Source organism: Streptococcus oralis (genome assembly GCF_003943385.1).
GTDB classification, from domain to species: Bacteria; Bacillota; Bacilli; order Lactobacillales; family Streptococcaceae; genus Streptococcus; species Streptococcus oralis_CA.
In genome coordinates this window covers 64,580-81,587 of the sequence record NZ_RJPI01000003.1, presented here as the reverse complement: position 1 = coordinate 81,587, position 17,008 = coordinate 64,580, and the positions used below count along the sequence as shown (strand labels likewise).

Here is a 17,008-nt window from a genome sequence, read left to right as displayed (position 1 = left end):
TATACCATGAAATGGTGTAGAAAGGCTGAGAATATCTTGTGAAATTGTGACAGCTGAATGGGAAAAATTTTGCAAAATCCCCAGAAAACCTGTAAAATAGTAAAGATGAACGAATAGGAGGTTCCTTGTGTCAAAAAAGGAAATCAATATTAACAATTATAATGACGACGCCATTCAGGTGCTAGAAGGGTTGGATGCGGTCCGTAAACGTCCAGGGATGTATATCGGATCGACTGACGGTGCGGGTCTCCATCACCTAGTCTGGGAAATCGTGGACAATGCGGTCGATGAAGCCCTATCTGGATTTGGTGATCGCATTGATGTCACCATTAATAAGGACGGGAGTTTGACGGTTCAAGACCATGGACGTGGGATGCCAACTGGGATGCACGCTATGGGAATCCCAACTGTTGAAGTTATCTTTACTATCCTTCACGCTGGAGGAAAATTCGGTCAAGGGGGTTATAAGACATCTGGTGGTCTCCACGGAGTGGGATCTTCAGTCGTGAATGCCCTATCAAGTTGGCTGGAAGTTGAAATCACCCGTGATGGAACGGTTTATAAACAACGATTTGAAAATGGTGGAAAGCCAGTAACAACTCTTCAAAAAGTTGGGACAGCAGCTAAGTCGAAGACAGGTACCAAGGTGACCTTCATGCCAGATGCCAGTATCTTTTCTACGACTGACTTCAAGTACAATACCATCTCAGAACGCCTTAATGAGTCAGCCTTTCTCTTGAAAAATGTGACCTTGTCTCTAACTGACAAACGAACAGAAGAATCGATCGAGTTTCACTATGAAAATGGGGTGCAGGACTTTGTTTCCTATCTGAATGAAGACAAGGAAACCTTGACGCCAGTTCTATACTTTGAAGGCGAAGACAATGGATTCCAAGTGGAAGTAGCCCTCCAGTACAATGATGGATTTTCAGATAACATTCTATCCTTTGTCAATAACGTTCGTACCAAGGACGGTGGGACGCATGAGACGGGACTCAAGTCTGCCATTACAAAGGTCATGAACGACTATGCGCGTAAGACGGGACTTCTCAAGGAAAAAGATAAAAACCTAGAAGGTTCAGATTATCGTGAGGGACTAGCAGCTGTTCTTTCTATCCTAGTTCCGGAAGAACACCTCCAATTTGAGGGACAGACCAAGGACAAACTTGGAAGCCCTCTGGCTCGTCCTGTTGTGGATGGCATAGTATCTGATAAGTTGACCTTCTTCCTAATGGAGAATGGAGAACTAGCTTCAAATCTCATCAAAAAGGCTATCAAGGCTCGTGATGCCCGTGAAGCGGCCCGTAAGGCGCGTGATGAGAGCCGAAATGGTAAGAAAAATAAAAAAGATAAGGGCCTGCTATCTGGTAAATTAACCCCAGCCCAGTCTAAAAATTCTGCAAAGAACGAACTCTACCTGGTCGAGGGTGATTCTGCTGGCGGTTCTGCCAAACAAGGTCGTGACCGCAAGTTCCAGGCTATCCTGCCTCTTCGTGGTAAGGTTATCAATACAGCCAAGGCCAAGATGGCGGATATCCTCAAAAATGAGGAAATCAACACCATGATTTATACCATCGGTGCGGGTGTCGGAGCAGACTTCTCTATTGAAGATGCCAACTATGACAAGATCATTATCATGACCGATGCCGATACCGATGGGGCCCACATCCAGACCTTGCTCTTAACCTTTTTCTACCGCTACATGCGTCCGCTAGTTGAGGCAGGACATGTCTATATCGCCTTACCGCCTCTTTACAAGATGTCCAAAGGAAAAGGTAAGAAAGAAGAAGTGGCTTATGCTTGGACGGACGGAGAGCTTGAAGAACTCCGTAAGCAGTTTGGCAAAGGCGCTACCCTTCAACGCTACAAAGGTCTTGGTGAGATGAATGCGGACCAACTCTGGGAAACAACCATGAATCCAGAAACCCGCACTCTTATCCGTGTTACAATTGAAGATCTAGCACGTGCTGAACGCCGCGTAAACGTCCTCATGGGAGACAAGGTCGAACCACGCCGTAAGTGGATTGAGGATAATGTCAAGTTTACGCTTGAGGAGAGTACAGTATTTTAGGAGGGATATATGTCATTAGGAAGAAATGATAAATGTTATTGTGGTTCTGGGAAAAAATATAAGAAATGTCATTTGGATTTAGATAAACTCCCTAATAGAATGGAAAAAAATAATCTTCGTGATAAGTCAGAAGAAAACCTTAAAAATATCATAGTAGCAGCTGAGAAAATTAGATTGCGAGAAAATCTAAAGAACGATAAATGTTTTTATAAGAATTGTAGTGAAAAGCCGATTGGGTCACATACTATTCATAAATCATTGCTAAAGGGAAAATTATCAGAAGGATATAAGGTGATAAATTCCCCAATTTTTAAGAATATCGATTTTTTAGGTAGTGATGATACTTCTCTGTATGATGAACAGAGTTTTAAAAAAAGCTACTGTCTTTCCAGGTTTTTGTAAAAAACATGATGCAATATTTGAATCAATTGAAAATAAGAATCTAATTAAAAACACTAGCATTGAGGATTATATATTCCTGTATTCTTACAGGGCGTTAGTCAATGAGTATTGGTTGTTAAATTCATTGACTGGAAAAAATAATAATAAACTATCTGAGTTTATAAAAGGCAATCCACGTCTCAGCGCCTATCCTCATGATATGGTGGAAAAAAGTATACAAGCAAATTTTGATTCGTTAGATAATTACAAAGGTATGAAAATGAAATTCGAAAAATATATTGATGAAAGAGGTGCTCTTTCTGATTATAGTTCAGATTTCAAAATAACTTATTCTAAATTAGATATGTTGTCGTTAGAGTTTGCAGCTACTGCAATAGTGAATAGATCCAAACTTGTAAAAGCTATTGGAATAGTCGACAATTTCAATACTAAAGTTCCTATCTGTGTTGGAATATTACCTGAATACGAAAATATACCTAATCTATTTTTTGCTATTTCTACAAAAGATAATAGTGATATAATTAATTTTATTAATACCTACAAAAACGGATTTTTTATACAAAATCTAGTTGTATTAAATTCGCAAAACATTGTATTTGCGCCTGAATTTTATGATAGGAAAATAAGAAGTGGGGAATTTGAGAAATTTGAGAAAATACGAAATAATTTTACAAATGTTGATTTATTCGAATGTTTAGGTTTTGATTTTTTATCTAACCAGTTAGAAAATAAAAAATCCCACCTGAAGAATATCTTGTCTAGTGGGAAATAACTTAAAACACACATATGTGTTTTGGATTATTGGAGTAAAATACGAATATTTAGATATGTTCTGAATTGTTTTAGAGCAAAAACTTAAAAACACATCATTGAAAGAGGAGTTTTATGAAAAAAGAATATGGAATCACGAGTTTAACTGTACGCAATTTAGAAAACAACGAATTCTTCCAACTTCTATCTGAGAGCAGGGACGAATTGGGTGCTTTTACAAAAGCCAATAAGTCTGAGCAGGTTTACGCAACAAAGCTTGGGGATATGGAGAAACTTCTTGAGACCTTGCAAGCTGGTTTGCACCGTTCCAAGGCCAGTCAAACGGTGGCTAGTCTGGAAGTGTCTGACCGTGAGCGTGATGATGCGCTTTCTACTTTGACTGGTTTGGTCAAGGCCTTCTCTCGTGTGAAAGAGGCAAGTAGCAAGGAAGCTTACGACAAACTCAGCAAACTTTTCAAAAATTATGCTGGGCTAACGAGTATGAGCTACGAAAAAGAGACGGAAGCTATTAATCATTTGCTCAAGGAGCTAAAAGGTAGTGACTACCAAACTGCCCTTTCAACCCTGCATTTGACAACTCATGTAGAAACCTTGACAAAGGCGCAGGCTCAGTTTGAAAAAGCCTATAAGGAGCGCTTGGCTGAGCAAAAAGGCAAGGCACCTAGTCAAAACAAGGAAATCCGTGCGAAACTACAAGAAATCTATGACTTCCTTGTGGACTTTACTGCAATCAACGCCTATGCTTATCCAGATAAGAAGCAGTATGCTGATCTCCGTGACCACCTCAACGCTATCCGTAGTCGCTATAAAAAACGCAAGCCAAGCAAAAAGATTACCCCAACACAACCAGAAGAAGCCAAGTAGGTTGTTCTGTTTAATTTATGCGAGTCAAAATAAATCTTAGAAAGTGAATATAGGATATAAAGATGAATGAATTAGTGGTTGGATTATTTGCGGCTCTGTTAGGTGCAATTGTGTCAATCTTTACCTTATATACCAATTATAGAAGTTCTTTAGATGGCATTTCAGGCTGGCGCTCAAAGCTTTTTGATGCAGCTTCTGCTAAAGAAATTACGCTTAAAGAAGTTCAGGTGTTAAGGACAGCTCTACGCTATGAACCAGCTAAGGAAGTTCAAGAAAACACTTTTGATTGGATATCTAATATCATGATTTACTATTGTGATTATATTTCGTTAAAGTATTTTGAACATCATGAAACAAGTCTCTTGTATCAAGAACAGGAAATCATCAGGGTTTTTATCAGATGTCTGTTGAAGAACCATTGGGAATACAATGCTTCTATGCTATCATCTTTGAAATTTTTGAAGCTTTATTACAATGCTTCAAGACAACCAGAATTTATTCGTGAAACGTATGAAAAAGCAGAGACAATATGCAGATCCTTAGGGAATGGCGATAAAGAATACGATCTGATCAAAAGAATCAATGATAGAATGAAGGAAAAGGTATGAGATGAAACTTGAACTAGATGTTAAAATTAATAAAAATGGTGAAGATAAGATAAATGAATTTTCTGTTGAAAATTTTTTAGAAAAACATGTAAAATCCGGTGAAACTAATCAAGTGGAGGAAGACAAGGGAAATATTATGCCAAAAATTTCAGGTAAGGCCATAGGTGTCATGAGTGTAATTGTAGGGGTTAATTTGATAAGTGATATCCTTCAAATTTTTGTCAGATGTTTCAAAATCAGCACCCAAACAAATGTATTAGCTGTTCTGTTAGTAGTTTTACTTATTATTAATGAGCTTTTAAAAACAAGGAATAAAAACAAAGATGGCTGTCAAAGTCATTAAAAAAACTAGTCATGGGATTTTTCAAAGAATTTGATAAGGAAAAAGTTCCAGCAGCCAGTCCCCTTTATAGACATGTCCTCTACAGAATCAAAAGTTTTCACTAAAAAGGCAGGTATCCCCATGAGAACTGAACCCCAAATGCTTGATTTAATTTTTCAAACCGCAAAAGTACTCCAAGTCAACGCTGTCGCTATGTCTGGTTCGCGGACAAACCCAAACGCCCCTAAGGACGAGTTCCAAGACTACGATGTGGTCTACATCGTGGAGGATTTGGACGCTCTGGCGGCTGACCTTTCTTGGTTAGAACAGTTTGGCAACCGTCTGATTGAACAGTATAATGTACTGGGAAACCGTCGTCTTTATCTTATGCTCTTTGAAGATGGCAATCGAATAGATTTGACTCTTTGCCCCAAAGACCACATTCAAGAGTGGGTGGATAGTGAAGCTGATTATACAGTTTTGAAAGATGAGAAAGGCTTGTTTGAGTCCTATACTACAAGTCCTCAACGTTACTGGACAAGTCCAGCTAGTCAGACAAATTTTGAGAAAGCCTGCAATGAATTTTGGTGGGTATCAGCCTACGTGGTTAAAGGGATTTGTCGCAATCAGCTCATCTACGCGACTGACCATCTCTACGGCATTTGCCAGCAAGAACTCTTGAAGGTCTTGGCTTGGCAGGTCGCAAGTGATAAGGGGACTGTCGATGTCGGCAAGAACTACAAGTATCTCTTTAATTATTTACCTATTGAGAAAGAGAAAGAATTCTCAAATCTGTTTGATTTTTCAAGTGTAGAGAAACTTACTCAGTCATTGTTTGCTACGATGCAACTTTTTAACAGAGAAGCTCAAATCCTTGCTCAAAAGATGGGTTTTGCCTACGATAAGGAAGTGGCTGAGAAGATGATTGAGTATGCTAAGGAGAGACTCGAAACAAATGAAACCATTACAAGATAAGAAGATAACAAAGTTTTTACTGATTAGTTTTCTCATTTCTTGGGGGCTTGGTTGGGGATTGCTTGCTTTCCTGACGCAAATGAACCTCTTAAGTCTACCAAGTCCTCTTGGAGTTTTTCTCCATCTGCTAGGAGGTTTCGGTCCAACTATTGCAGCCATATATTGTTTGCCTCAAAAATCAATTAAAAGTATAGTTTCTTTTATCTTAGGGGACTCAAAGAAATATATTTTCTTATTTCTTTTACTAATTTTCGTGCAGACGGGTGTTATTGCTTTCTCGTCCAAGGAGATTAATCCAGCTTTTCCACTAGAAAATTTATTTGTTATTTTTTTGAGTGCAGTCTGTGTTTATGGTGGAGAAGAAGAACTGGGATGGCGAGGCACCTTGCAACCAACTTTGGAAACTAGATTCTCCTTTTGGATTTCCAGTTTGATAACAGGTTGTATTTGGGCAGTATGGCATGTACCTTTATGGTTTGTGATTGGGAGTTCCCAAAGTAGGATGCCTTTTATATTATTCAGTCTATTTGCAATTTATCTCAGCATTCTTCTAGCTGCTGTTTTCAAAAAAACTAAGTCGGTCCTCTTTTGCGCCATTTTTCATGGTCTAATTAATACCCTACTTAGTTTATTTGTTATTAAAATTAATCTTTTATTCATTCTAGGATTAGTAGGATTACTCTTCTTTTCTCACTACCTACAAAGAAACAGTTAAATTTATAAAATATAGATTTACTTTGCAATAAAATACTAAAAAGAGAATTATTATGTCTAACATTCAAAACATGTCCCTTGAGGACATCATGGGGGAGCGCTTTGGTCGCTACTCCAAGTACATTATTCAAGACCGAGCTTTGCCAGACATTCGGGATGGCTTGAAGCCGGTTCAGCGCCGTATTCTTTATTCGATGAATAAGGATGGCAATACCTTTGACAAGAGCTACCGTAAGTCTGCCAAGTCTGTCGGGAACATCATGGGAAATTTCCACCCACACGGTGACAGTTCTATTTATGATGCCATGGTTCGTATGTCTCAGGATTGGAAAAATCGTGAGATTCTAGTCGAAATGCACGGTAACAACGGTTCTATGGACGGGGACCCACCTGCGGCTATGCGTTATACTGAAGCACGTTTGTCTGAAATTGCTGGGTACCTTCTTCAGGATATTGAGAAAAAGACAGTTCCTTTTGCTTGGAACTTTGATGATACCGAGAAAGAACCCACTGTCTTACCAGCAGCCTTTCCAAACCTCTTGGTGAATGGATCGACTGGTATTTCGGCTGGTTATGCCACAGACATTCCTCCGCATAATTTAGCTGAGGTCATTGATGCGACTGTTTACATGATTGATCACCCAACAGCCAAGGTGGACAAGCTGATGGAATTCTTGCCTGGACCAGATTTCCCGACAGGAGGGATTATCCAAGGGCGTGACGAAATCAAGAAAGCCTATGAAACTGGGAAAGGGCGCGTGGTCGTTCGATCTAAGACGGAGATTGAAAAGCTAAAAGGTGGTAAGGAACAAATCGTTATCACTGAAATTCCTTATGAAATCAATAAGGCCAATCTGGTCAAGAAAATCGATGATGTTCGTGTCAATAACAAGGTGGCAGGGATCGCTGAGGTTCGTGATGAGTCTGACCGTGATGGTCTTCGTATTGCTATTGAACTCAAGAAAGATGCTAATACCGAGCTGGTTCTTAACTATCTCTTCAAGTACACAGACCTGCAAATCAACTACAACTTCAACATGGTAGCGATTGACAATTTCACGCCTCGTCAGGTCGGGATTGTCCCAATCTTGTCTAGCTATATCGCCCACCGTCGCGAAGTCATCTTGGCGCGTTCCCGTTTTGATAAGGAAAAGGCTGAGAAACGTCTCCATATTGTTGAAGGTTTGATTCGCGTGATTTCGATTTTGGACGAAGTGATTGCTCTTATCCGTGCTTCTGAAAATAAGGCTGACGCAAAGGAAAATCTCAAGGTCAGCTATGAATTCACAGAGGAGCAGGCAGAGGCTATCGTGACCTTGCAACTGTACCGTTTGACCAATACAGACGTGGTTGTCTTGCAAGAAGAAGAAGCAGAGCTTCGTGAAAAGATTGCCATGCTTGCAGCTATCATCGGTGATGAACGGACCATGTACAATCTCATGAAAAAAGAGCTTCGTGAGGTCAAGAAGAAATTTGCGACTCCACGTTTAAGTTCTTTAGAAGACACTGCGAAAGCAATCGAGATTGACACAGCTAGTTTGATTGTCGAGGAAGATACCTATGTCAGCGTGACTAAGGCAGGCTATATCAAGCGTACTAGCCCACGTTCCTTTGCGGCATCCACTCTGGAAGAAATTGGCAAGCGTGATGATGATCGTTTGATCTTTGTTCAATCTGCCAAGACAACCCAGCACCTCTTGATGTTCACAACTCTTGGGAATGTCATTTATCGACCAATCCATGAATTGGCAGATATTCGTTGGAAGGATATCGGAGAGCATCTGAGTCAGACCATTACAAACTTTGAAACGAACGAAGAAATTCTCTATGCAGAAGTCGTGGATCAGTTTGATGATGCAACTACCTACTTTGCAGCGACTCGCCTTGGTCAAATCAAGCGTGTAGAACGCAAAGAATTCTCTCCATGGCGGACCTACAAGTCGAAGTCTGTCAAGTATGCTAAGCTCAAAGACGAGACAGACCAGATTGTAGCAGTAGCTCCGATTAAACTAGATGATGTTCTCTTGATTAGTCAAAATGGTTATGCCCTTCGTTTCAATATCGAAGAGGTTCCCGTTGTCGGTGCCAAGGCTGCAGGTGTCAAGGCTATGAACCTGAAAGCAGATGATGCGCTTCAGGCAGCCTTTATCTGTAACACCTCATCCTTCTACCTCTTGACCCAACGTGGAAGCTTGAAACGCGTTTCCATTGAGGAAATTCCAGCGACCAGCCGTGCCAAACGAGGCCTACAAGTCTTGCGTGAGTTGAAAAACAAACCGCACCGAGTCTTCTTGGCTGGAGCAGTTGCAGAGCAAGGTTTCGTTGGTGATCTCTTTAGTACAGAAGTAGAAGAAAACGACCAAACGTTACTTGTCCAATCTAACAAGGGAACAATCTATGAGAGTCGGTTGCAAGACCTCAACTTGTCAGAACGTACTAGCAACGGAAGCTTCATTTCTGACACCATTTCAGATGAAGAAGTCTTCGATGCTTACCTCAAAGAAGTCTTTAAAGAGGACAAAGCAAGTTCGTAAAAAGAATCAGTCCAGAGGGCTGATTTCTTTTTGTCGAGAAAATTTTCAGAAAATTACAAATAATACTTGAAATTTTACTAGAAAAGTGTAGAATAGAACACATAGTTTGAATAGTATAAAGGAGAAACACATGACAGTTGCAATTGATTGGGAAAACCTTGGATTTTCTTATATGAAATTACCTTATCGCTATATCGCTCATTACAAAAATGGTCAATGGGATCAAGGAGGGTTGACAGAGGATGCGACCTTGCATATTTCAGAGTCTTCTCCAAGTCTCCACTATGGACAGCAAGCATTTGAGGGCTTGAAAGCCTATCGTACAAAGGATGGCAGTGTTCAACTTTTTCGTCCTGATGAAAATGCCAAGCGTCTGCAACGTACCTGCGACCGTCTCTTGATGCCTCAAGTCCCAACTGAGATGTTTGTGGAAGCTTGTAAAGCGGTTGTTCGTGCCAATGAAGATTATGTACCACCATACGGAACGGGTGGAACCCTCTATCTCCGTCCGCTTTTGATTGGTGTTGGAGACATCATCGGAGTAAAACCTGCAGAGGAGTACATTTTCACTATCTTTGCTATGCCAGTTGGTAACTACTTTAAAGGTGGATTGGTTCCAACTAATTTCTTGATTCAGGATGAATACGACCGTGCAGCGCCAAATGGTACAGGTGCGGCTAAGGTTGGTGGGAACTATGCTGCCAGTCTTCTACCAGGTAAAATGGCAAAATCACGTAATTTTTCAGATGTTATCTACCTAGATCCAGCTACCCACACCAAGATTGAGGAAGTCGGATCAGCCAACTTCTTTGGAATTACAGCAGACAACGAGTTTGTAACGCCATTAAGCCCCTCTATCTTGCCATCTATTACTAAGTACTCTTTGCTTTACTTAGCTGAACACCGCTTGGGCTTGACACCGATCGAAGGTGATGTTCCGATTGACAATTTGGATCGTTTTGTAGAGGCAGGTGCTTGTGGAACAGCAGCAGTTATCTCTCCAATTGGGGGCATCCAACACGGTGACGATTTCCATGTTTTCTATAGTGAAACAGAAGTAGGTCCTGTGACACGTAAACTCTATGATGAATTGACTGGTATCCAATTCGGTGATGTTGAAGCACCAGAGGGATGGATTGTCAAAGTAGACTAAACGACACAAAGTAAAGAGAAACTCCATAGCAGTTATAATGGCTGAAATGGAGTTTTTTCTTGCTAGTTTGAGCATTTTCCTGTACAATAGAAAAAGTGAAAAGAGGTAAAGTATGAGTAAAAAAGATAAGAAAATTGAAATTCAATTAACAGATGCAAAGGTGACTGTTGGAAAAGACAGTTATGAAGGTTACGTTTTGACGATTGGGAAAAAGATCATTGGTGAAATTGCCGAATTAGATAGCCAATTTGCCATCATAAAGAATGGAAATGTCGATAGTTTTTATAAAAAACTTGAAAAAGCTGTGGAAATTTTGATTGAAAACTATAATTTGACAAAATAATACTTGTTTTATTGAAAATTTCATGATATAATAGTTCTCGTTAAACATTGGAGAGATAGCGAAGAGGCTAAACGCGGCGGACTGTAAATCCGCTCCTTCGGGTTCGGGGGTTCGAATCCCTCTCTCTCCATTCATCAATGGGGTATAGCCAAGCGGTAAGGCAAGGGACTTTGACTCCCTCATGCGTTGGTTCGAATCCAGCTACCCCAGTTCTTAGGTAATAAATTCAAGATAAAAAGAAAAATATCTTAGGGTATTTTATTTTTATAATTGAAAGACGTGAACGATATGAACATGTCTTTGCGGGTGCTTAGGAAAAAAATTATAAGTATGTCAAGTTTGGAAAAACTTGATTGTTGGAGGATTTTTTAGATGAACGAATTTGAAGATTTGCTAAATAGCGTTAGCCAAGTTGAGCCTGGTGATGTTGTTAGTGCTGAAGTATTGACAGTTGATGCGACTCAAGCTAACGTTGCAATCTCTGGGACTGGTGTTGAAGGTGTCTTGACTCTTCGCGAATTGACAAACGATCGCGATGCAGATATCAATGACTTTGTGAAAGTAGGAGAAGTATTGGATGTTCTTGTACTTCGTCAAGTAGTTGGTAAAGATACTGATACAGTTACATACCTTGTATCTAAAAAACGCCTTGAAGCTCGCAAAGCATGGGACAAACTTGTAGGACGCGAAGAAGAAGTTGTTACTGTTAAAGGAACTCGTGCCGTTAAAGGTGGACTTTCAGTAGAATTTGAAGGTGTTCGTGGATTCATCCCAGCTTCAATGTTGGATACTCGTTTCGTACGTAACACTGAGCGTTTCGTAGGTCAAGAATTTGATGCTAAAATCAAAGAAGTTGATCCTAAAGAAAACCGCTTCATCCTTTCACGTCGTGAAGTTGTTGAAGCAGCTACTGCAGCAGCTCGTGCTGAAGTATTCGGTAAATTGGCCGTTGGTGATGTCGTAACTGGTAAAGTTGCTCGTATCACTAGCTTTGGTGCTTTCATCGACCTTGGTGGAGTCGACGGATTGGTTCACTTGACTGAATTGTCACACGAACGTAACGTATCACCTAAATCAGTTGTAACTGTTGGTGAAGAAATTGAAGTGAAGATCCTTGATCTTAACGAAGAAGAAGGACGCGTATCACTTTCACTTAAAGCAACAACACCTGGACCATGGGATGGTGTTGAGCAAAAATTGGCTAAAGGTGATGTAGTAGAAGGAACAGTTAAACGTTTGACTGACTTTGGTGCATTTGTTGAAGTATTGCCAGGTATCGATGGACTTGTTCACGTATCACAAATTTCACACAAACGTATCGAAAATCCAAAAGAAGCTCTTACTGTTGGTCAAGAAGTTACTGTTAAAGTCCTTGATGTTAACGCTGACGCAGAACGTGTATCTCTTTCTATCAAAGCTCTTGAAGAACGTCCAGCTCAAGAAGAAGGACAAAAAGAAGAAAAACGTGCTGCTCGTCCACGTCGTCCAAAACGTCAAGAAAAACGTGATTTCGAACTTCCAGAAACACAAACAGGATTCTCAATGGCTGACTTGTTCGGTGATATCGAACTTTAATCAAATTGATAATCACAAAATCCTTTGTTTAAAACAAGGGATTTTTCTTTTGTCTCTTTCTCATTTTTGATATAATAGTTCTATGTTAGATTCAGAAAAACAATCACAATATCAATTGTTAAATGAGGAACTCTCTTATTTACTTGAAGGTGAGAGCAATGTTCTTGCCAATCTTTCAAATGCTAGTGCCCTTCTAAAATCTCGCTTTCCGAATACTGTCTTTGCAGGGTTTTATCTGTTTGATGGTAGCGAGTTGGTTTTAGGGCCTTTTCAGGGTGGTGTTTCTTGTATTCGCATTCCGCTTGGAAAAGGCGTGTGTGGAGAAGCTGCTGAGTTTCAAGAGACTGTTTTGGTTGGCGATGTGAGCACCTATCCAAACTACATTTCTTGTGATAGTATGGCCAAGAGTGAAATCGTGGTTCCCATGCTCAAGAATGGTCAATTGCTGGGTGTCTTAGACCTGGATTCTTCACTTATTGATGATTACAATGCTATTGATCGTGATTACTTGGAACAATTTGTCGCTATTTTGCTTGAGAAGACAGAATGGGACTTTACGATGTTTGAGGAGAAAGCCTAATGTATCAAGCACTTTATCGAAAATATAGAAGCCAGACTTTTTCACAACTAGTAGGTCAAGAAGTTGTGGCTAAAACCCTAAAACAAGCAGTTGAGCAGGAAAAGATTAGTCATGCCTATCTTTTCTCAGGTCCTCGAGGAACTGGTAAAACCAGTGTAGCCAAGATTTTTGCCAAGGCTATGAACTGTCCGAACCAGGTAGACGGGGAACCATGTAATAACTGTTATATCTGCCAAGCAGTCACAGAAGGTAGCCTAGAAGATGTTATCGAAATGGATGCGGCTTCGAATAATGGAGTCGATGAAATCCGTGAAATTCGTGATAAATCCACCTATTCTCCTAGTTTGGCCCGTTATAAGGTCTATATCATAGACGAGGTTCATATGTTGTCTACAGGAGCTTTTAATGCGCTTTTGAAGACCCTAGAAGAACCAACCCAGAACGTTGTCTTTATTTTGGCGACTACCGAATTGCACAAGATTCCAGCAACTATTTTATCGCGTGTCCAACGTTTTGAGTTTAAATCAATTCGAACGCAAGATATCACGGCACATATTCATCATATTTTAGAAAAAGAGAATATCAGTTCTGAACCAGAGGCTGTGGAAATTATCGCTAGACGGGCTGAAGGTGGGATGCGGGATGCCTTGTCTATTCTGGATCAAGCCTTGAGTTTGACGCAAGGGAATGAGCTCACGACTGCCATCTCTGAGGAGATTACAGGTACTATTAGTTTATCAGCACTTGATGATTATGTAGCTGCCTTGTCCCAGCAGGATGTTCCAAAAGCGCTTGATTCTTTGAATCTTTTGTTTGAAAATGGTAAGAGCATGACTCGTTTTGTGACGGATCTCTTGCAGTATTTGCGTGATCTACTAGTTGTTCAGACGGGTGGCGAAAATACTCATCATAGTCCAGTTTTTATGGACAATCTAGCTCTGTCTCAGGAAAGTCTCTTTGAAATGATTCGAATAGCGACTGTGAGCTTGGCGGATATGAAAGCTAGCCTGCAACCTAAGATTTATGCTGAGATGATGACCATTCGTTTAGCGGAAATCAAGCCTGAATCTGCGCTTTCAGGAGCTGTTGAAAGTGAAATTTCTGCACTGAGACAGGAAGTTGCCCGTCTCAAGCAAGAACTTGCCAATGTGGGCACAGCTCCTAAACAAGTTGCGCCAGTTCCTAGTCGTCCAGCCACTTCCAAGACAGTCTATCGAGTAGATCGCAACAAAGTTCAGTCTATTCTGCAAGAAGCTGTTGAAAATCCTGATTTGGCACGACAAAACTTGATTCGCCTCCAGAATGCGTGGGGAGAAGTGATTGAAAGTTTAGCTGGACCTGATAAGGCTCTTCTCGTGGGTTCTCAACCAGTTGCGGCCAATGAACACCATGCTATTTTAGCCTTTGAGTCTAATTTCAATGCTGGTCAAACCATGAAAAGAGATAATCTCAATACTATGTTTGGCAATATTCTCAGCCAGGCAGCTGGATTTTCACCTGAGATTTTGGCAATTTCCCTAGAGGAATGGAAAGAGGTTCGAGCAGCATTTTCAGCTAAAAACAAGTCTCCTCAAGCTGACCAAGAGGTGGAAGAAGAGAGCTTGATTCCAGAAGGATTCGAATTTCTAGCTGATAAAGTCATGGTTGAAGAAGACTAAAAGTGGATTTCATGATACAATAATCTTATGAATAGACAACAATTTATTATAATAGCGTTATTCACGGCTGCTGAGACTTATTTTTTCAATGAATCTTTGATGACTGGTCGCTATGTTATGGCAGCTTTTTGGGCCATTCTACTCTTTCGAAATTTTAGGTTAAGTTACGTGATGGGAAAAATCGTAGACGCTATTGATCAACACTTAAACCGCAAGGATTAGCCCCCAGCTTCTAGACAAAATCAAAGCCTTTTAGGCTTTTTTTTGTTATACTAGTAGAGTATATTTATTGACCTTTTGTCCTATTTTTTAGGGATTGTAAGCAATTTCCTAAAGTATTGAGCAAAATGTTTGAAAAAGAAAGGAACTATCATGTCAGTATTAGAGATCAAAGATCTTCACGTTGAGATTGAAGGAAAAGAAATTTTGAAAGGAGTCAATCTGACTCTGAAAACAGGAGAAATCGCAGCTATCATGGGACCAAATGGTACTGGGAAATCGACTCTTTCTGCAGCTATCATGGGGAATCCTAACTATGAGGTTACAAAAGGGGAAGTCTTGTTTGATGGTGTAAATATCCTTGAATTGGAAGTGGACGAGCGCGCGCGTATGGGACTTTTCCTTGCTATGCAATACCCATCTGAAATCCCTGGAATTACCAACGCTGAATTTCTTCGTGCAGCTATGAATGCTGGTAAAGAAGATGATGAAAAGATTTCAGTTCGTGAGTTCATCACTAAACTAGATGAGAAAATGGAATTGCTCAACATGAAAGAAGAAATGGCAGAGCGTTACCTCAACGAAGGATTCTCTGGTGGTGAGAAAAAACGTAATGAAATTCTTCAACTCTTGATGTTGGAACCAACTTTTGCCCTTTTGGATGAGATTGACTCAGGTCTTGACATTGATGCCCTTAAAGTTGTCTCTAAAGGTGTCAATGCCATGCGTGGTGAAGGCTTTGGTGCTATGATCATCACTCACTACCAACGTCTTTTGAACTACATCACACCAGACGTGGTACACGTGATGATGGAAGGTCGTGTTGTTCTTTCTGGTGGCCCAGAATTGGCAGCGCGTTTGGAACGTGAAGGATACGCAAAACTAGCTGAAGAACTTGGCTACGACTACAAGGAAGAATTGTAATTTCCTCGTATCTTTTAGGAGAAGTAAATGACTAAAGAAACTATTAAACTTTTTTCAGAAATGCACGCTGAACCAAGCTGGTTGGCTGACCTCCGTCAAAAAGCTTTTGATAAGATTGAGAGTTTGGAATTACCAGTTATTGAGCGTGTCAAATTTCACCGTTGGAATCTGGGGGATGGAACCATCACAGAAAGTGAACCTTCAGCAAATGTTCCTGACTTCACTGCTTTAGATAACCACTTGAAGTTGGTACAAGTTGGAACCCAAACTGTTTTTGAGCAAATTCCAGTTGAATTGGCTGAACAGGGTGTTGTTTTCACAGACTTTCACTCAGCTTTAGAAGAAATTCCAGAGCTTATTGAGGAATTCTTCATGTCATCAGTTAAGTATGATGACGACAAGTTGGCAGCTTACCATACAGCTTACTTTAACAGTGGTGCTGTTCTCTACATTCCTGATAATGTTGAGATTACAGAACCAATTGAAGGTATTTTCTACCAAGACAGCGATAGCGATGTCCCATTTAACAAGCATATCCTTATCATTGCTGGTAAAAACTCTAAAATAAGCTATCTTGAACGTCTAGAGTCACGAGGTGAAGGAAGTGCCAAAGCAACTGCTAATATCACAGTCGAAGTGATTGCTCGTTCAGGTGCGCAAGTGAAATTTGCAGCTATTGACCGTTTAGGTGAAAATGTCACTGCCTATATTAGCCGTCGTGGTAAACTAGGCAACGATGCAAGCATTGACTGGGCGATTGGTGTCATGAATGAAGGAAATGTCGTTGCGGACTTTGATAGCGACTTGATTGGAAATGGTAGCCATGCTGACCTTAAAGTCGTAGCTCTTTCAAGTGGCCGTCAGGTTCAAGGGATTGATACTCGAGTGACTAACTACGGTTGCAACTCAATCGGAAATATCCTCCAACATGGGGTTATCCTTGAAAAAGCGACCTTGACCTTCAATGGTATTGGACACATTATCAAGGGTGCTAAGGGAGCAGATGCGCAACAAGAGAGCCGTGTTCTCATGCTTTCAGACCAAGCACGTTCAGATGCCAACCCAATTCTTTTGATTGATGAAAATGACGTAACTGCAGGTCACGCGGCTTCTATCGGGCAGGTGGATCCAGAAGATATGTACTACCTCATGAGCCGTGGCTTGGATAAGGCGACTGCGGAGCGTTTGGTTGTTCGTGGTTTCCTTGGATCTGTTATCGTTGAGATTCCAGTCCAAGAAGTTCGTGATGAAATGATTGCAACGATCGAAGAAAAATTGTCAAAACGCTAAGGGGA

At 40.6% G+C, this 17,008-nt stretch carries 17 protein-coding genes, 2 tRNA genes and 1 pseudogene; all 20 read left to right on the top strand.

Annotated elements, in window-relative coordinates:
• Positions 1–127 precede the first annotated feature (127 nt).
• Entirely contained in the window at positions 128–2,071 is a 1,944-nt protein-coding gene (gene parE, locus D8803_RS03315; protein ID WP_131200242.1) for a DNA topoisomerase IV subunit B, read from the top strand.
• Positions 2,072–2,080: 9 nt separating this feature from the next.
• Complete coding sequence (locus D8803_RS03310; RefSeq protein WP_131200241.1) at positions 2,081–2,473, top strand: SEC-C metal-binding domain-containing protein; 393 nt, start codon at positions 2,081–2,083, stop codon at positions 2,471–2,473.
• The gene (locus D8803_RS03305; RefSeq protein ID WP_131200240.1) at positions 2,424–3,245 is read left to right on the top strand and encodes a hypothetical protein; all 822 of its coding nucleotides are present in this window, start codon (positions 2,424–2,426) and stop codon (positions 3,243–3,245) included. Before D8803_RS03310 ends, D8803_RS03305 begins: the two co-directional genes overlap by 50 nt.
• 113 nt (positions 3,246–3,358) lie before the next feature.
• Positions 3,359–4,108 carry a DUF6261 family protein gene (locus D8803_RS09695; protein ID WP_190316792.1) on the top strand — a complete coding sequence of 250 codons (750 nt, stop codon included), beginning with the start codon at positions 3,359–3,361 and terminating at the stop codon, positions 4,106–4,108.
• 62 nt (positions 4,109–4,170) lie between these two features.
• Positions 4,171–4,716 (top strand): hypothetical protein, encoded by a 546-nt coding sequence (locus D8803_RS03290; RefSeq protein ID WP_131200239.1) that lies wholly within the window; start codon positions 4,171–4,173, stop codon positions 4,714–4,716.
• Between the two features lies 1 nt (position 4,717).
• Positions 4,718–5,059, top strand: a complete 342-nt coding sequence (locus D8803_RS03285) for a hypothetical protein (RefSeq protein WP_131200238.1) — start codon at positions 4,718–4,720, stop codon at positions 5,057–5,059.
• A pseudogene (locus tag D8803_RS09780) lies at positions 5,050–5,163 on the top strand (N-acetyltransferase); the annotation flags it as partial. The gene D8803_RS03285 and the pseudogene D8803_RS09780, both read left to right, overlap by 10 nt.
• A 16-nt stretch (positions 5,164–5,179) precedes the next feature.
• Positions 5,180–6,013: an aminoglycoside 6-adenylyltransferase gene (locus tag D8803_RS03275; RefSeq protein ID WP_142999191.1), complete on the top strand. Its 834-nt coding sequence runs from the start codon at positions 5,180–5,182 to the stop codon at positions 6,011–6,013.
• The gene (locus D8803_RS03270; protein ID WP_131200235.1) at positions 5,994–6,728 is read left to right on the top strand and encodes a CPBP family intramembrane glutamic endopeptidase; all 735 of its coding nucleotides are present in this window, start codon (positions 5,994–5,996) and stop codon (positions 6,726–6,728) included. Before D8803_RS03275 ends, D8803_RS03270 begins: the two co-directional genes overlap by 20 nt.
• 52 nt (positions 6,729–6,780) lie before the next feature.
• Positions 6,781–9,261 (top strand): DNA topoisomerase IV subunit A, encoded by a 2,481-nt coding sequence (parC, locus tag D8803_RS03265; RefSeq protein ID WP_131200234.1) that lies wholly within the window; start codon positions 6,781–6,783, stop codon positions 9,259–9,261.
• Positions 9,262–9,376: 115 nt separating this feature from the next.
• Positions 9,377–10,414, top strand: coding sequence for a branched-chain amino acid aminotransferase (locus D8803_RS03260; RefSeq protein ID WP_317842870.1), 1,038 nt, complete (start codon positions 9,377–9,379; stop codon positions 10,412–10,414).
• 112 nt (positions 10,415–10,526) lie between these two features.
• Positions 10,527–10,757, top strand: coding sequence for a DUF2969 domain-containing protein (locus D8803_RS03255; protein ID WP_131200232.1), 231 nt, complete (start codon positions 10,527–10,529; stop codon positions 10,755–10,757).
• Positions 10,758–10,806: 49 nt separating this feature from the next.
• Positions 10,807–10,887 (top strand) — tRNA-Tyr (locus D8803_RS03250).
• A gap of 8 nt (positions 10,888–10,895) precedes the next feature.
• Positions 10,896–10,967, top strand: a tRNA-Gln gene (locus tag D8803_RS03245).
• Positions 10,968–11,129: 162 nt separating this feature from the next.
• A complete protein-coding gene (gene rpsA / locus D8803_RS03240) occupies positions 11,130–12,332 on the top strand; it encodes a 30S ribosomal protein S1 (protein ID WP_001001617.1) in 1,203 nt (400 codons plus the stop codon).
• A gap of 82 nt (positions 12,333–12,414) precedes the next feature.
• Positions 12,415–12,912: a GAF domain-containing protein gene (locus D8803_RS03235; protein WP_071851957.1), complete on the top strand. Its 498-nt coding sequence runs from the start codon at positions 12,415–12,417 to the stop codon at positions 12,910–12,912.
• Positions 12,912–14,570 (top strand): DNA polymerase III subunit gamma/tau, encoded by a 1,659-nt coding sequence (gene dnaX, locus D8803_RS03230; protein ID WP_131200231.1) that lies wholly within the window; start codon positions 12,912–12,914, stop codon positions 14,568–14,570. Before D8803_RS03235 ends, dnaX begins: the two co-directional genes overlap by 1 nt.
• A gap of 27 nt (positions 14,571–14,597) precedes the next feature.
• Positions 14,598–14,792: a DUF3272 family protein gene (locus D8803_RS03225; protein WP_001081605.1), complete on the top strand. Its 195-nt coding sequence runs from the start codon at positions 14,598–14,600 to the stop codon at positions 14,790–14,792.
• Positions 14,793–14,942: 150 nt separating this feature from the next.
• Positions 14,943–15,713: a Fe-S cluster assembly ATPase SufC gene (gene sufC, locus D8803_RS03220; protein ID WP_000114489.1), complete on the top strand. Its 771-nt coding sequence runs from the start codon at positions 14,943–14,945 to the stop codon at positions 15,711–15,713.
• Between the two features lie 27 nt (positions 15,714–15,740).
• On the top strand, positions 15,741–17,003 hold the full coding sequence (gene sufD / locus D8803_RS03215) for a Fe-S cluster assembly protein SufD (RefSeq protein WP_131200230.1): 1,263 nt from the start codon (positions 15,741–15,743) through the stop codon (positions 17,001–17,003).
• Positions 17,004–17,008 lie beyond the last annotated feature (5 nt).

Excerpts from the sequence above, each read along its gene's own strand:
- D8803_RS03305 (WP_131200240.1), top strand. The coding sequence starts at position 2,424 with ATGATGAACAGAGTTTTAAAAAAAGCTACTGTCTTTCCAGGTTTTTGT.
- D8803_RS03275 (WP_142999191.1), top strand. The coding sequence starts at position 5,180 with ATGAGAACTGAACCCCAAATGCTTGATTTAATTTTTCAAACCGCAAAA.
- dnaX (WP_131200231.1), top strand. The coding sequence starts at position 12,912 with ATGTATCAAGCACTTTATCGAAAATATAGAAGCCAGACTTTTTCACAA.
- D8803_RS03270 (WP_131200235.1), top strand. The coding sequence starts at position 5,994 with ATGAAACCATTACAAGATAAGAAGATAACAAAGTTTTTACTGATTAGT.
- sufD (WP_131200230.1), top strand. The coding sequence starts at position 15,741 with ATGACTAAAGAAACTATTAAACTTTTTTCAGAAATGCACGCTGAACCA.
- D8803_RS03255 (WP_131200232.1), top strand. The coding sequence starts at position 10,527 with ATGAGTAAAAAAGATAAGAAAATTGAAATTCAATTAACAGATGCAAAG.
- sufC (WP_000114489.1), top strand. The coding sequence starts at position 14,943 with ATGTCAGTATTAGAGATCAAAGATCTTCACGTTGAGATTGAAGGAAAA.
- rpsA (WP_001001617.1), top strand. The coding sequence starts at position 11,130 with ATGAACGAATTTGAAGATTTGCTAAATAGCGTTAGCCAAGTTGAGCCT.
- parC (WP_131200234.1), top strand. The coding sequence starts at position 6,781 with ATGTCTAACATTCAAAACATGTCCCTTGAGGACATCATGGGGGAGCGC.
- D8803_RS09695 (WP_190316792.1), top strand. The coding sequence starts at position 3,359 with ATGAAAAAAGAATATGGAATCACGAGTTTAACTGTACGCAATTTAGAA.
- D8803_RS03235 (WP_071851957.1), top strand. The coding sequence starts at position 12,415 with ATGTTAGATTCAGAAAAACAATCACAATATCAATTGTTAAATGAGGAA.
- D8803_RS03225 (WP_001081605.1), top strand. The coding sequence starts at position 14,598 with ATGAATAGACAACAATTTATTATAATAGCGTTATTCACGGCTGCTGAG.
- D8803_RS03290 (WP_131200239.1), top strand. The coding sequence starts at position 4,171 with ATGAATGAATTAGTGGTTGGATTATTTGCGGCTCTGTTAGGTGCAATT.
- D8803_RS03310 (WP_131200241.1), top strand. The coding sequence starts at position 2,081 with ATGTCATTAGGAAGAAATGATAAATGTTATTGTGGTTCTGGGAAAAAA.
- D8803_RS03285 (WP_131200238.1), top strand. The coding sequence starts at position 4,718 with ATGAAACTTGAACTAGATGTTAAAATTAATAAAAATGGTGAAGATAAG.